Genomic DNA, 13,949 nt, shown 5'->3' with positions numbered 1-13,949 from the left:
CCTGGGCCGTCCTACGGCGACGGCGACGGCGCGTCGGGCACCACGGACAGGATGTTGGCCGCCGTCGGGAGCGTCACGCGGAATCGGTCGCCCGGTCGCATGGTGATGGGGCCCGTGGTCGGCGTGCGGCGGTCGGCGAGCAGCCGCGCGGTGATGGTGACGCCGCCCGCGCCGCCGGCGGCCAGCACGTCCCCCTTCAGCGCGAGCGTCTGGGTCCGGTTGGGGGCCACGATGCCCACGCGCCGCGGCACGCCGCCGCGCGCCGTGGCGAAGACGGTGGCCTCGAACAGCGTCTGGTTCTCGAACACGACGAGGGCCGGCGCCACGGGCTCCGGGGCGGTGCGACGCCCGGCGCACGCGACGAGGGCGACGGCGAGCGCGGCCGCGGCGACGGACGGGCGATGGCGCATGACTCCTCCGGTAGACGGGATGCGGGCCACCAGCGCACGACGCACGCCGGAGCGCCGACGCCTCGGCGCGGCCGCGCGCGGCGGCATCCGGATTGCCGCCCCGGGCGCGTGCGTCGCCGCGCGGCCGACGCGCCGCGCGGCGGAGTCGGCGGCCCCGCTGGGCCGCCTCCACCACATCCGCGTGGAGGGCACGATGGCCAGGCAGCAGACCGGCAATCCCAACCCGTCGGCGACGCAGCCGCAGCAGTACCACCAGGATCCGTCGCAGACATCCCAGGCGGCGCAGCAGTCGCCATCCCAATCCCAGCAGTCGGAGCAGGGCCAGCAGGCGCAGCAGGCGCGCGGCCCGATCGCCGGCGCGCCGAACGCGGACCGCGAGCGCCAGCGGTCGGTGAGCCGCGAGGCCACGCCCGGCACCGGCATGCAGCGCGGCGAGCGAGCCGGCATGACGACCGGCGCCGGGCGTGGCGCGACGTCGCCCTCGCTCCTGCCGGCGTTCATGGCGAACCCCGACCTGATGGCGAGCGCGTTCATGTCCAACCCGTTCGCGTTCGCGCAGGCGATGAGCCAGGAGATGGACCGCCTGTTCGGTGCCCCGGGCGGCGAGACGTTCTCCCCGTACGACCGGACGGGCGGCGCGCCGGGCCGCTCGCTCGTGGGCGGACGTCAGCAGCAGGGACCGCAGGGGCTGCAGCGCTGGGCGCCGCCGCTCGAGGTCTTCCAGCGCGGCGACGAGCTGGTGGTGCGCGCCGACCTCCCCGGCATGCGCCCCGACGACGTGCAGATCGAAGTCGAGGACGGCGTGCTGACCATCTCCGGCGAGCGCCGCGAGGAGCACGAGGACCGCGAGCGCGGCTTCTACCGCACCGAGCGGAGCTACGGCGCGTTCTCGCGCAGCATCGCGCTCCCCGAGCACGTCGACGAGGAGCGCGTGCAGGCGCGCTACGAGCACGGCGTGCTCGAGGTGACCGTGCCCGTGCCGCAGCAGCAGCCGCGGCGTGGGCGGCGCGTCGAGATCCAGTCGGGCGCCGGCGCGTCGGGCGCGCGCGGCAGCAGCGCCGAGGGCGGCCGGCCGAACGCCTGACGGATCGCGCGAAGGCTGGCCGGCGCGTCAGGCCGCGTCGGCCAGCCCCAGGTGCGCGCGCGCCCGCGCGAGCGCGTCGTCCAGCGTGCCGCACACGTTCGCCTCGCCGATCTCCGCGAGCGCGGTCGAGCGTGAGAGCGCGAGGAGCGGCTGCGAGTGGACGTCGGACAGCAGCACCAGCGTGCCGTCGCCGCGGCTGCGGCGCACGACGTCGCGCAGCGCGTGCAGCCCCGTCGCGTCGATCGCGGGCACCGCGCGCAGCCGGATGATCAGCACGCGCGGCGCGCCCGCGACCCGTGCCAGCGTGTCCTTGAACCGCTCGGCCGCGCCGAAGAAGAACGGGCCGCTGATCTCGTAGACCTCCACGCCGCGCGGGATGTCGCGGCGGCGCGCGCCGTCGGGATCGCGCGCGGCGTCGACGGCCGCCGCGTCGTCCAGCTCGCGCGTCACGACGCCGACGTTCGTCACCTCGGCCATGCGGCGCATGAAGAGGAACGCGGCGAGCACCATCCCGACCTCGATCGCGACGGTGAGGTCCACCAGCACCGTGAGCGCGAACGTCACGAGCAGCACGGCCACGTCGCTGCGCGGCGACCGCAGCTCGCCGCGGAAGGTGCGCCACTCGCTCATGTGGTAGCTCACCACGAGGAGGATCGCGGCCAGCGTCGCCATCGGGATCAGCGCCGCCCAGCGTCCCACGAAGAGCGTGACGAGCAGCAGCGTCAGCGCGTGCACCATGCCGGCGATCGGCGTGCGGCCGCCGTTCTTGACGTTGGTCGCGGTGCGCGCGATCGCGCCCGTGGCCGGGATCCCGCCGACGAGCGGCGTGACGAGGTTCGCGATCCCCTGCCCCACCAGCTCCATGTTGGAGCGGTGGCGCCCGCCGATCATCCCGTCCGCCACCACGGCCGACAGCAGCGCCTCGACGGCGCCGAGCAGCGCGATGGTGAACGCGGGCCCGACGAGCGCCTGCACCTGCGCCAGCGTGACGTGCGGCAGCGTGGGGCGCGGCAGCGCGGCGCTGATCGCGCCGAAGCGGCTGCCGATGGTCTCGACCGGCAGCTGCAGCAGCTGCACGAGCGCGGTCGTGACGAGCAGCGCCACCAGCGTGCCCGGCACGCGGCGGCTGACGCGCGGCCAGACCACCAGGATCGCGAGCGCGACGCCCGCGACCAGCACCGCGGCGGGCGTGACGGTGTCGAGGTGCGCCGCGTACGCGCGCCACTTGGCGACGAAGTCCGGCGGCACGTCGCGCATGCGCAGCCCGAGCAGGTCGCGCACCTGCCCCGTGGCGATGATGACCGCGATCCCGCTCGTGAAGCCGGTGACGACGGGATGCGGGATGAACTTGATCGCCGCGCCCAGGCGCGCGACGCCGAGCACGACGAGGATCGCGCCGGCCATCAGCGTCGCGACCATCAGGCCGTCCACGCCGTGGCGCTGGACGACGTCGTAGACGACCACGACGAAGGCGCCGGTGGGCCCGCCGATCTGCACGCGCGAGCCGCCGAGCGCGGAGATGAGGAACCCGCCGACGATCGCCGTCCACAGCCCGCGCTCGGGCGCGACGCCGCTGGCGATGGCGAAGGCGATGGCGAGCGGCAGCGCTACCACGCCGACGATGACGCCGGCCGTGGCGTCGGCCAGCGCCTGCTGCCGCGTGTAGCCGCGGAGCGTGGTGAGCAGCTTGGGGAGGAGCACGGCGGGCGGGTTGTGTTGAACCGGCGTTCAATGCTAGGTTACGGCGCATTGAACGATCAGTCAACAGCCGCCGCCGGGAGGGAGGCGCGATGCCAGGCACCAAGGCGCCCGAGAGCGCGCGACGCGAGCAGATCCTGACCGCGGCCTACGAGGTCGCGGCACGCGAGGGGCTCGAGGGCACCACCATCCTCCAGGTGGCGGCCGCCGCGCAGCTGAGCCCGGGGCTGGTCATGTTCCACTTCAAGAGCAAGCGCTTCCTCCTGCTGGCGCTGCTCGACTGGCTGCTGGCGACGACGACGGTGCTCCACGTCGGCGGCGACATCGCCGCCCTCGCGTCGCCGTACGACCGGCTGATCGCGCTGCTGCGCCAGGAGATGCACCGGCTGTCGCGCGAGCCGCTGCGCATCCGCCTGACGTTCGACTACTGGACGGCCGGCATCCGCGACGCGGAGATCCGCGCGCGCGTCAGCGCGGAGCTGAAGCGCTACCGCGACGCCTTCCAGCCGCTCGCGCGCGCGGTGCTGGAGGCCGAGCCCGCGCGCTTCGCGGGCGTGACGCCCGAGGGGCTCGCCGCGGTCAGCGTCAGCTTCATCAAGGGGTGCGCGGTGCAGTCGATGCTCGACCCCGAGCGCTTCGACATCGCCCAGTACCTCGCGGCGGCCGAGGGCCTCATGGCGCAGTTCGGCGCCCCGGCCGCGACGCACTGACCGCACGCGCCGCTCTCCTCTCCTCCTCCGTCCGCATGTCCGCCGTCCCCCGCCCCGCCCGCACCACCGAGACCGAGCTCGAGGTCCCCTCGCTCGCGCGCGGCCTGCGCCTGCTCGGGCGCTTCCTGCGGCTGCGCTGCCCGCACTGCGGCGGCGGGCCGGTGCTCGCGCGCTGGCGCGTCGGCATGCCGTGGGGCGTGATCCGCGACCGCTGCCCGGCGTGCCACTTCCGCTACGAGCGCAGCGACGACGGCTACTTCGCGGCCGCGATGCTGATCAACCTCATCACGTCCGAGCTGCTGTTCGCGTTCTCGTTCGCCGTCGCCATCCTCGCCACGTGGCCGGAGGTCCCGTGGGACGGGCTGACGTACTACGCGGCGGCGGCGATGCTGCTCTTCCCGCTGCTGTTCTACCCGGTCTCGAAGGTGCTCTGGCTGACGATCGACGTGATGCTGCGCCCCGTCACGCCGGCCGAGCTGCGGTAGCGAACTCGCCCGCGCGGCGCGCCGGCAGCGCGAACGCGAAGCACGCGCCGCCCTCGGGCGGGAACGCGGCCCACACGCGGCCGCCCAGCGCCTCCACCGCGTCGCGCACGATGCTGAGCCCGAGCCCCGTGCCCTCGACGCCGGTCACCGACTCGATGTGCGCGCGGAACCCGCGCGCGAACAGCTGCGCTCTCGCCTCCTCCGGTACGCCGAGCCCGTTGTCGCGCACCTCGACGACCGTCTCCGGCGCCCCGTCCGGCCCCGCCTCGCTCGTGTGGCCGCGCACCTCGGCCCAGCGCACGGGCGCGTCGGGATCGGCGTACTTGATGGCGTTCGAGAGGTAGTTGACCGTCGCCAGCTCGACGGCCGCCGCGCTCACCTCGACGCGTGGCAGCTCGCCCACGCGCACCTCGACGCCCGCCATCCGCGCCGCGTCGCGCAGCTGCCGCACCGCCTCGGCCACCGCCTGCGGCAGCAGGACGCGCCGCTGCTGGCGCGAGTCGGGATCGAGGCGCGAGAGCTCGATCAGGTTGTCGAGCGTCGCGCGCATGCCGGCCGCGTTGCGCCGCACGATGTCGAGCAGCCGCGGGCGCTGGTCGTCGGGCAGCCCCTCCAGCGCGAGCAGGTCGCCGGCGCCGAGCACCGCGCCGATCTGGTTCTTCAGCTCGTGCGTCAGCGCGCGGTTGAAGCCGCGCAGCCGCTCCTCGCGCTCGGCCAGCCGGCCGCGCATCCGCTGCAGGTAGTGCGCGACGCTCGCCTCCTGGATCACCGCGACGGCACGGAAGAGTCGGTGGCCGCACGCGAGCAGCTCGTCCTTCTCGCACGGCTCGTTCATCGTGCGCACCGCGGCGATCAGGTGCGAGAACACGATGCCGCCGAGCAGCTCGAACTCCTTGAGGATCTGGTACTCGTCGAAGCCCTGCCCGTGGCGCAGCGCGCCGAGCTCCATCGCCTTGGCGATCACGGGCGCGTCGGCGGCGACGCCCTGCGCGGGATGCTCCAGGTACGCCGCGATCCCGTCGATCAGGAGCGGGACGTGGTCGAGGAGATCCTCCGTCGGGAAGACGTGGTTCGGGTCGAGCGCGACGCGCGCGCTGATGCGCTCCAGCCAGCGGTGCGTGAGCTCCTCGCGCGCCGCGCGGATGCTGTCGGCGAGCGCCGGCGCGAGCGGGCACGGGAGCGAGAGGTCCGTGTAGGCGGTCACGCGGCGGGCGGCGGGAGCGGGGGGCGGGGACGGCCGCCCACAAGATACGCCGCGGCGGCCCGTCCCGTTTGGGCCCGGCGCGGTGCCGATGGGGCGACGGCGCCGCCGATTTCGTGATGCGCGTCACCCGGGGCGCACGACTTGCCGCTCGCGGCCGGACCCGCCCGTCCCCGCCCGCGCCCACGCTCCACATGTCCGCGCTCCGATCCGCTCGCCCGCGTGCCGTCGCACGCGCGACGTTCCTCGCGGCCGTCGCCCTGCTGCTGTCCGCGTGCGCCGTCGCCACGACGGGCGACACGGCGCCGTCCATCGACGTGGTCCAGCTCTCCGACAGCGTGCTGCAGCTGCGCGTGGGCGGCGAGGGCGCGCTCTCGGCACGGCTGGTCGATCCGCGCGGGCAGGAGGTCGCGGGGCGCCGCGTCTTCTGGTCGGTGCGCGACACGACGATCGCGGTGGTGTCGCAGGCGGGCGTGGTGCGCGCGGTGGGTCCGGGCACGACGCGCGTCGCCGCGAACGTCGAGGGGCGGAGCGCGACGGCGAGCGTGATCGTCGCGCCGCGCCCGGTGAGCGTGGTGCGCGTGGAGCCGACGACGGTGCAGCTGGCGGTGGGCGGCGCGACGCCGCTGCGCGTGCGCGCGTGGGACGACGCGGGCGGCGAGGTGACGGGCGCGGGCACCGTGGCGTGGAGCAGCAGCGACACGACGATCGTGCGCGTCGCCGCGAACGGCGTGGCGACCGCGGTCGCGCCGGGGCTCGCGGCGATCATCGCGTCGATCGACGGGCGCACGGGCGTCGTCGGCATCGTCGTGTCGCCGGTCGCGGTGGCGAGCGTCGCGCTGGCGGCCGAGCGCGACACGCTGTTCGAGGGGACGAGCACGCAGCTCACGCTCGCCGTGCGCGACGCCGGCGGCGCGCCGCTCGGCAACCGTCCCGCCAGCTGGGCGAGCGACCGGCCGGGCGTGGCGGCGGTGTCGGCGTCGGGCGTCGTGAGCGCGATCGCGCCGGGGAGCGCGACCATCACGGCGACGGTCGAGGGGCACGAGGCGCGCGCGACGCTGCTGGTGGTCGCGCGCCCGGCGGCGTCGGTGCTGGTGTCGCCCGACGCGAGCACGCTCTACGTGGGCGGCACGCAGCGGCTGCTGGCGCTGGCGACGGACGCGTCGGGCGCGGTGCTCGCGGGCCGCGCGGCGACGTTCGCGAGCGACGCGCCGTCGGTGGCGCGCGTGGACGACGCGGGCGTGGTGACGGCCGTCGGGCCGGGCACCGCGACCATCACCGCGACGAGCGAGGGACGGCGCGGCACGGCGACGGTGCGCGTGCTCGCGGTGCCGGTGACGATCGTGGAGGTGCGCCCCGCGGACGTCGCGCTGCGCATCGGCGCGACCGCCGCGCTGACCGCGACGCCGCGCGCGGAGGATGGATCGGCGCTCGCGGGCCGCCCGGTGACGTGGAGCTCGGGCGCGCCCGCGATCGCGACGGTGAGCGAGAGCGGCGAGGTGCGCGGCGTGGCGCCGGGCACCGCGCTGATCCTGGCGCGCGCGGAGGGCGCATCGGGAACCGTGACGGTGCGCGTGCTGCCGGTGCCGGTCGCGCGCGTGGTGCCGTCGCCGGCGACGATCGCGCTGGCACCGGGCGCCGCGACGCAGCTGGGCGTGTCGGTGCTCGACGAGCGCGGGACGCCGCTGCCGGACCGCGCGGTCGCGTGGTCGACGAGCGACGCGTCGGTGGCGACGGTGTCGGCGACGGGCCGCGTGAGCGCGGTGGCGCCGGGCACGGCGACGATCCGCGCGAGCAGCGAGGGGATCACGGGCGAGGCGACGGTGACGGTCGCGGTGCCGCCGGCGCCCGCGCCGACTCCCACGCCCACGCCTGCGCCGACGCCCACTCCCGCGCCCACTCCCGCGCCCACTCCCGCGCCTGCGCCGACGCCCACTCCGACGCCGACGCCCACGCCGCCGTCCGGTGGCGGTGCCGGAACGCCGGCGCCGACGCCAGCTCCGGCTCCGACGCCAGCTCCGACTCCGACGCCAGCTCCGACTCCGACGCCAGCTCCGACTCCGACGCCGGCACCCACCCCCGCGCCGACTCCCACGCCGACGCCGACACCTTCACCAACGCCGACGCCCGCACCGACGCCGACGCCGACGCCGACGCCGACGCCGACGCCGACGCCGACTCCCGCGCCATCGCCGACTCCAGCACCCACTCCAACACCGACGCCGGCACCCACGCCGACGCCTGCGCCAACTCCGACGCCTACACCGACTCCGGCGCCTGCGCCGACGCCGACACCGACGCCAGCTCCGACACCGGCGCCCACGCCGACGCCAACACCCGCGCCGACGCCGACTCCCACGCCGACCCCGACGCCCGAGGCCCCAGGAGCGATCACGTCGCTTCGCCTCTCGCAGTCGTCGGTCATCCTGCGCGTCGGCGACCAGGCCAGGCTCGACGTCGAGGCGCTCGACCGGAACGGCCGCGTGATCACCGGGCTCGGCGCCCCGTCGTGGAGCACCTCCGACGACCGCGTCGTCAGCCTGCGCGGCAACGGCAACGTGCGCGGCGAGTCCGTGGGACGGGCGAGCGTCACCGCGACGCTCGGCGGCCGCAGCGTCAGCGCGCTGGTCGAGGTGCGCGCGCGGTGATCGCGTCCAGCGCGGTACGGTCGTGGAGTCGGCCGCCCACGACCACCGCGCGGATCCGCGCGAGGTGCGCGACGTCCGCCAGCGGATCGGCGTCCAGCAGCACGAGATCCGCGACCTGCCCCGCGCGCACGCTGCCCACCGAGTCCGCGACGCCCGCCCAGCGCGCCGACGCCAGCGTCGCGCTGCGCAGCGCGTCGAACGGCGTCATCCCGACCTCGCGCGCCAGCAGCGCGAGCTCCTCGTGCAGGCTGCTGCCGGGATAGACGAGGTACATCCCGAGGTCGGTGCCCGGCAGCACGGGCGCGCCCAGCCGGTGCAGCACGCGCAGCGCGGCGGTCTCGCGGTCGTACGCGCGGTTCAGCGCCTCCAGCGACGGCGCCGGCCGCAGCGGATCGCGCAGCATCCCCAGACGCACCGCCCACTGCGAGCGCTCGTGCGGCGAGATCCACCGGTTGCGCGGGTCGAGGCGGCCGAGCGAGTCGGTGACGAGATCCCAGAACCGCTCCGTGGGGATGCGGTCCTGCCCGGACACCAGCAGCGTCGGCACGAGCGCCGCGTCGCGCTCGCGGATCCGCGCGGCGAGCGCGGCGCGCGACGCGTCGGGCATGCTGTCGATCGCGTTCGCCCAGCCGAACAGGTGCTCGAAGCTGCGCTGCCCCGCGTCCACCGCGCGCCACGGCCCCACCGTGCGCAGCGCCTGCGGCGCGTGGCCGACGAGCGCCAGCCCGTGCGTGCGCGCGGCGCGCGCGAGCGCGTCGTGCACCGCGGGCGTGCCGGGATCGATGAACTTGAGCATCCGCCCGCCGCTGCGCGCCACGCTGTCGCACACCGCGAGCGCGGCCTCGGGCGTGGTGACGGCGACGTGGCCGCGATGCCAGCGCGGCGTGGGATGCGGCGTCGACGCGGCGAGCGTCGCCAGCCGCTCCATGAACGCGAGGCTGCCGGGCGTCTCGACGACGAAGCCCGCGACCAGCACGCGCGGCACCGGCCACCCGCGCGCCGCCGCCACGCGGCGCACGCTGTCCGCGTCGGCCGCGCGCAGCGTGCCGACGTCACGCACCGCGGTCACGCCGTGCGCGACCAGCAGCGGCAGCCAGTCGGCGTCCTTGCCGTCGAGGTGCACGTGCATGTCCCACAGCCCCGGCACGAGGTAGCGCCCCCTGCCGTCGACGACCGTCGCGCCGCGCGGCGCGCGCACCGACGACGCGGGCCCCGCCGCGGCGATGCGGCCGTCGCGCACGACGACCGTCCAGTCGCGGCGCAGCGCGGGCGTGGTGCCGTCCGCCACCGCGACGCCGACGATCGCGAGCGCTGGCGCCGCACCGGTCGCGTCGTCGGCCGCGCGCACGGGCGCGCACGCGGCGAGCGTGAGGAGCAGGGTCGTGCCGATCGAGCGTTTCATGGCATCCTGAATGAGAGGCGGTGCAACCGACCGCTGGTCCGCGAGTGCGTGGACGCGCATGCTTCACGCGACCTTTCAACGAGAGAGCCGATCGTGAGCGTCCCCATCGTCCGCCGCGCCCTGCTGGCGCTCTGCGTCGCCCTCCCCCTCCCCCTCCCCCTCCCCCTCGGCGCGCAGACGGCGACCGCGGACGCCGTGGCCGAGCGGCGCCGCGTGCAGGAGGAGCGCGTCCACAACGACTGGGCGTGGCTCGCGCGCTTCCGCGACGACAACGCCCGACTCGGCCCGCCGCGCGCCGGCGAGCGGCGCGTGGTGTTCATGGGCAACTCGATCACCGAGGGGTGGGCGCGCCACTTCGACGCGATGTTCCCCGGGAAGCCGTACGTCGGCCGCGGCATCAGCGGGCAGACGACGCCGCAGATGCTGGTGCGCTTCCGGCAGGACGTCGTCGCGCTGCGCCCCGCGGTCGTCGTGCTGCTCGCCGGCACCAACGACATCGCGGGCAACACGGGCCCGTCGTCGCTGGCGATGATCGAGGACAACGTCGCGTCGATGGTGGACGTCGCGCAGGCGAACGGGATCCGCGTCGTGCTGCTGTCGGTGCTGCCGGCGTACGACTATCCGTGGAAGCGCGGCCTCGAGCCCGCGCCCAAGATCGTCGCGCTCAACGCGTGGCTGAAGGCGCACGCCGAGCGACGCGGCGCCGTGTACGTGGACCTGCACGCGGCGATGCGCGACGCGCGCGACGGCCTGCGCGCGGAGCTGTCGGGCGACGGCGTGCATCCGAACGAGGCGGGGTACCGGGTGATGGCGCCGCTGGTGGAGGCAGGGATCGAGCGGGCGCTCCGACCCTGAGGCGAGATCCTCGAGCTGCGTGCTGCGTGGCCGGCATCGACGCGCCCGACCCTGTGCCCGTTGGAGGGGTTCGGATGCTTCGGATTGTTGGCGGATGCTTCGGATCGTCCCGCGTGGCGGCGCCGTCCCATGCGCTCCGAGGCGCGATCCGAATGATCCGTTCTCATTGGAAGCATCCGCATCCTCCCCACAGGCACCGTCTCCGCGGTGCGACGACGCGTCCCGAGGTCGTGCACGCAGCACGGAACACGCAGCACGCAGCCGTCTAGGTTCCCGCTAGAACCAGCAACCCCCGCACGTCCACCCCCTGCCACAGCCGCTCGCGCATCGCGCGCGTGTCGGCCAGGGCGCGCGCGCCGACGGGCGTCACCGCGAACAGCCGGCGCGACGGACCGTCGGCGCGCACGCGGGTCGAGAGCAGCAGCCCCTTCGCCTCCAGCCGGTCGAGCGTCGCGTACACGGCGCCGATCGCGACGTCGCGGTCCGTGACGCGCTCGATCTCGCGGCGCACCTGCATGCCGTACGCCTCGTCGCGCGTGCGCAGCACGGCGACCACCACCTGCTCCTCGAACACGCCCAGCGGCGCGTGTGGCGACTCGCTCATGGGCGCGCTCACTGCTCGCGGAGGACGACGGACGGGTTCAGCATCCCCGCACGCCACGCCGGGATCAGCGCCGCCGCCAGCCCCACCAGCAGCAGCGCGACGCCCGCGGCCGCGAACGCGATCGGATCGAGCGTGCCGACGCCGAAGAGGAAGGTGGCCAGCAGCCGCGCCAGCGCCGCGGTCCCCACGAGGCCGATCGTCACGCCGACGCCCACCAGCGCCGCGCCCTGCCCGACGATGCTGCCGATCACGCGCCGCGGCATGAGGCCGAGCGTGACCTTGATCGCCCAGTCGCGCTTGCGGCGCGCCGCGAAGTGCGCGATGACGCCGTAGATCCCGACCGCGCCCAGCACCAGCGCCAGCGACGAGAGCAGCGCGAGCAGCGACATCACCTGGCGCGCGGGGCCCACCGCGGCGTCGAGCACGCGCGACATCGTGGTCGTGCCCTGCACCGCGAACTCCGGCGCGACGGTCGTCACCGTGCGGCGCGCGTCGTCCAGCACCGCCTCGGCGCTCGCGTCGTCGGCCGTGCGCAGCACCAGCGATGCCGACGCGCCGAAGATCGGCGCCTGGCCGGCGAGGTAGTACACCGTCGCCTCGTCGTCGTCGGTGAGGTTCCCCTCGGCGACGTTCGAGACCACGCCGACGATGCGCTGCGGCGCGCCGAAGCCGCCCACCAGCCGCCGGCCGATCGGGTTCTCGCCGGGGAAGTGCTTCTTCACCAGCGCCTCGTTGACGACGATCGACATCACCACGTCGACGCTGTCGGCGTCGGTGAAGATGCGGTCCGTGTTGTCGAACAGCCGCCCGTCGCGCAGCCGGATCCCCATCGTCTCGAAGTAGTTCGGCGTGACGATGCGGAAGTACGTGTTCGTCCCCTGCCCGCCCGCGTCGCGCCCCTCGACGCTGAGGGGGAAGCTGTCCCCCTGGCCGCGCAGCGGGAGCTTCATCGCGACACCGACCGCGCGCACGCCCGGCAGCGCGGCCATCGCGCGCGAGATCTCGTCGAGCGTCTGCCGGCGCGGCCCCGCCCCGAGGCTGCGGTTCGACATCACGTCGACCACGGCCAGCCCCTCGGTGCGGATGCCGGGATCGATCGCGTAGAGGTTGGAGACGCTGCGCACCAGCAGCGCCGCGCCCGACGCGATGAGCATCGCGAGCGCGACCTCGGTGACGACGAGCGCGCCTTCCAGTCGTCCGCCGCGCCCCTGGATGCCGCCGGTGCGCGCGCTCCCCATGCGCGCGCGCAGGTCGCCGCGCCAGAGGGAGATCGACGGCACGAGCACCACCAGCAGCACCGCCGCCAGCGCCAGCACGAGCGCGGCCACGAACATCGTCCAGTCGAAGCGCGCGCTCTCGGCCCACGCGCCGATCGGCAGCGCGCCCGCGAGCAGGCGGAAGCCGAGCGCCGCGAGCGCGCCACCGACCACCGCGGCCAGCACGCCGACGAGCAGTGCCTCGACCACGAGCTGCTGCGTGAGGCGCCCGCGGTTCGCGCCGAGCGCCGAGCGCACTGCGAGCTCCGACGACCGGCCCTCGACCTGGCCGAGCATGAGCGCCGCGACGTTGGCGCACGCGATCAGCAGGATGAGCCCCATCACGACGAGCGTCGCGAGCAGCGCCGGGCGCATGGAGCCGAGCAGCTCCTGGCGCAGCGGCGTGACCGCGGGATCTTTCGTCTTGTCGCCCGCGGTCGAGTACTGGAAGCGGCCGGCGAGCGTCTTCGCGAGGCTGGCGAGCTGCGGCTGCATCGCGTCGACGCGCACGCCGGGCAGCGTGCGGCCAGTGAGCGAGTAGCTGCCATTGCGCCCCTGGGGATTGAGCGGGCGCGCGTGCCAGAGGCGCACCGCGGGATCCGGGAACCAGAAGCCGCGCGGCATGACGCCGATCACCGTGCGCGGCGCGCCATCGATGGTGAGCCGCTTGCCGATCACCGACGGCTGGCCGCCGAGCTCCTGCCACAGGCCGTAGCTGAGGACGACGACGGGCTCCGCGCCCTGCGCGTCGTCGCCCTCGCGGAAGCCGCGCCCGAGCATCGGCCGCGCGCCCAGCACGTCGAACAGCTCCCACGACGTCTGCCGCGCGGGGAGGAGGCGCGTCGGCCCGCCGTCCTCGCCGCGGAGGATCACGTCGCTCGGCCGGTGCGCGGCGACCTGGCGGAAGCCCGGGATCTTCCCGCGCAGGAAGAGGAACTCCTCCTCGGTCCACCAGCCGCCCATCCAGAGCGTGCCCACCTCGTCGGCGTGCGCGTAGGGCAGCGGGTCGAAGAGGAGCGGGCGCGCGACGCCGAAGACGGCCGCCGAGCCGCCGATCCCGAGCGCCAGGGTGAGGACGGCGAGCAGCGTGTAGGCGCGGCGGGTGCGCAGGCGGCGCGCGGCGAAGCGCGCGTCCGAGATCCAGCTCTTCAGCATGGGCCCTCCGGGCCGATAGGCGTTCGCGCGGGGCTCGAATCCGGTCCACTCGCGCCACCACGTCCAGCCGAGCAGCGCCGGCGCGGAGCGCAGCGCCTGGCGCCAGAGCCAGCGGCTGGCGGCGGGCTGCCCGCCGGCGGCGGCGTGCTCGCCGTACTCGGTCGCGAGGTCGGCGAGCACCTCGTCGCGCTCCGCGCGCGGCAGGAGCGCGCGGAGGATCGCGAGCGGGAGCCGCGGCAGCGGCGGCGGGTGACGGACGTCGGGGACGGGCATGTGACAGATTCTACATTGTAGAATGCGACCGCGCACGCGGGCCCGCGTGGGGGTCGAGCGTTGGACCGACGGACTTCACGGATGGTTTACTCGGGCTGCGGATCCTGCTTCCCCGCTCGAGAGCCACCATCGTGCCCAGCCTGTTCGCCTTTGGTGAGGATACGGATG

11 protein-coding genes are annotated in these 13,949 nt (G+C 75.3%); 5 read left to right on the top strand and 6 right to left on the bottom strand.

Going from position 1 to position 13,949, the window contains the following annotated elements:
• Nucleotides 1-11: 11 nt before the first annotated feature.
• Nucleotides 12-410, bottom strand: a complete 399-nt coding sequence (locus tag rosag_RS16875; protein WP_284351331.1) for a hypothetical protein — start codon at nucleotides 408-410, stop codon at nucleotides 12-14.
• On the opposite strand from rosag_RS16875, the gene rosag_RS16870 reads away from it, so the two are divergent.
• Complete coding sequence (locus rosag_RS16870) at nucleotides 409-1,494, top strand: Hsp20/alpha crystallin family protein (RefSeq protein ID WP_284351330.1); 1,086 nt, start codon at nucleotides 409-411, stop codon at nucleotides 1,492-1,494. The two genes, rosag_RS16875 and rosag_RS16870, sit on opposite strands and share 2 nt — an antisense overlap.
• 27 nt (nucleotides 1,495-1,521) lie before the next feature.
• On the opposite strand, the gene rosag_RS16865 is transcribed toward rosag_RS16870, so the two are convergent.
• Entirely contained in the window at nucleotides 1,522-3,195 is a 1,674-nt protein-coding gene (locus tag rosag_RS16865; RefSeq protein WP_284351329.1) for a SulP family inorganic anion transporter, read from the bottom strand.
• Between the two features lie 89 nt (nucleotides 3,196-3,284).
• On the opposite strand from rosag_RS16865, the gene rosag_RS16860 reads away from it, so the two are divergent.
• Nucleotides 3,285-3,902, top strand: coding sequence for a TetR/AcrR family transcriptional regulator (locus rosag_RS16860; protein WP_284351328.1), 618 nt, complete (start codon nucleotides 3,285-3,287; stop codon nucleotides 3,900-3,902).
• A 35-nt stretch (nucleotides 3,903-3,937) separates the two neighbouring features.
• Nucleotides 3,938-4,387 carry a DUF983 domain-containing protein gene (locus rosag_RS16855; protein ID WP_284351327.1) on the top strand — a complete coding sequence of 150 codons (450 nt, stop codon included), beginning with the start codon at nucleotides 3,938-3,940 and terminating at the stop codon, nucleotides 4,385-4,387.
• On the opposite strand, the gene rosag_RS16850 is transcribed toward rosag_RS16855, so the two are convergent.
• Complete coding sequence (locus rosag_RS16850; RefSeq protein WP_284351326.1) at nucleotides 4,365-5,591, bottom strand: sensor histidine kinase; 1,227 nt, start codon at nucleotides 5,589-5,591, stop codon at nucleotides 4,365-4,367. The genes rosag_RS16855 and rosag_RS16850 overlap by 23 nt on opposite strands.
• A 191-nt stretch (nucleotides 5,592-5,782) precedes the next feature.
• Here rosag_RS16850 and rosag_RS16845 point away from each other — a divergent pair, with 191 nt between their 5' ends.
• Entirely contained in the window at nucleotides 5,783-8,236 is a 2,454-nt protein-coding gene (locus rosag_RS16845; protein ID WP_284351325.1) for an Ig-like domain-containing protein, read from the top strand.
• Here rosag_RS16845 and rosag_RS16840 read toward each other — a convergent pair.
• Nucleotides 8,205-9,638, bottom strand: a complete 1,434-nt coding sequence (locus tag rosag_RS16840; protein WP_284351324.1) for an amidohydrolase family protein — start codon at nucleotides 9,636-9,638, stop codon at nucleotides 8,205-8,207. The genes rosag_RS16845 and rosag_RS16840 overlap by 32 nt on opposite strands.
• A gap of 93 nt (nucleotides 9,639-9,731) precedes the next feature.
• Here rosag_RS16840 and rosag_RS16835 point away from each other — a divergent pair, with 93 nt between their 5' ends.
• A complete protein-coding gene (locus rosag_RS16835) occupies nucleotides 9,732-10,493 on the top strand; it encodes an SGNH/GDSL hydrolase family protein (RefSeq protein WP_284351323.1) in 762 nt (253 codons plus the stop codon).
• A gap of 265 nt (nucleotides 10,494-10,758) precedes the next feature.
• On the opposite strand, the gene rosag_RS16830 is transcribed toward rosag_RS16835, so the two are convergent.
• A complete protein-coding gene (locus tag rosag_RS16830) occupies nucleotides 10,759-11,097 on the bottom strand; it encodes a PadR family transcriptional regulator (protein WP_284351322.1) in 339 nt (112 codons plus the stop codon).
• Between the two features lie 8 nt (nucleotides 11,098-11,105).
• The gene (locus tag rosag_RS16825) at nucleotides 11,106-13,781 is read right to left on the bottom strand and encodes an ADOP family duplicated permease (protein ID WP_284351321.1); all 2,676 of its coding nucleotides are present in this window, start codon (nucleotides 13,779-13,781) and stop codon (nucleotides 11,106-11,108) included.
• Between the last annotated feature and the right edge of the window lie 168 nt (nucleotides 13,782-13,949).

Source organism: Roseisolibacter agri (assembly GCF_030159095.1).
In the GTDB taxonomy this organism is placed as follows: domain Bacteria; phylum Gemmatimonadota; class Gemmatimonadetes; order Gemmatimonadales; family Gemmatimonadaceae; genus Roseisolibacter; species Roseisolibacter agri.
The sequence above is the reverse complement of the archived record's forward strand: the minus strand, read 5'-3'. Positions and strand labels throughout refer to the sequence as shown.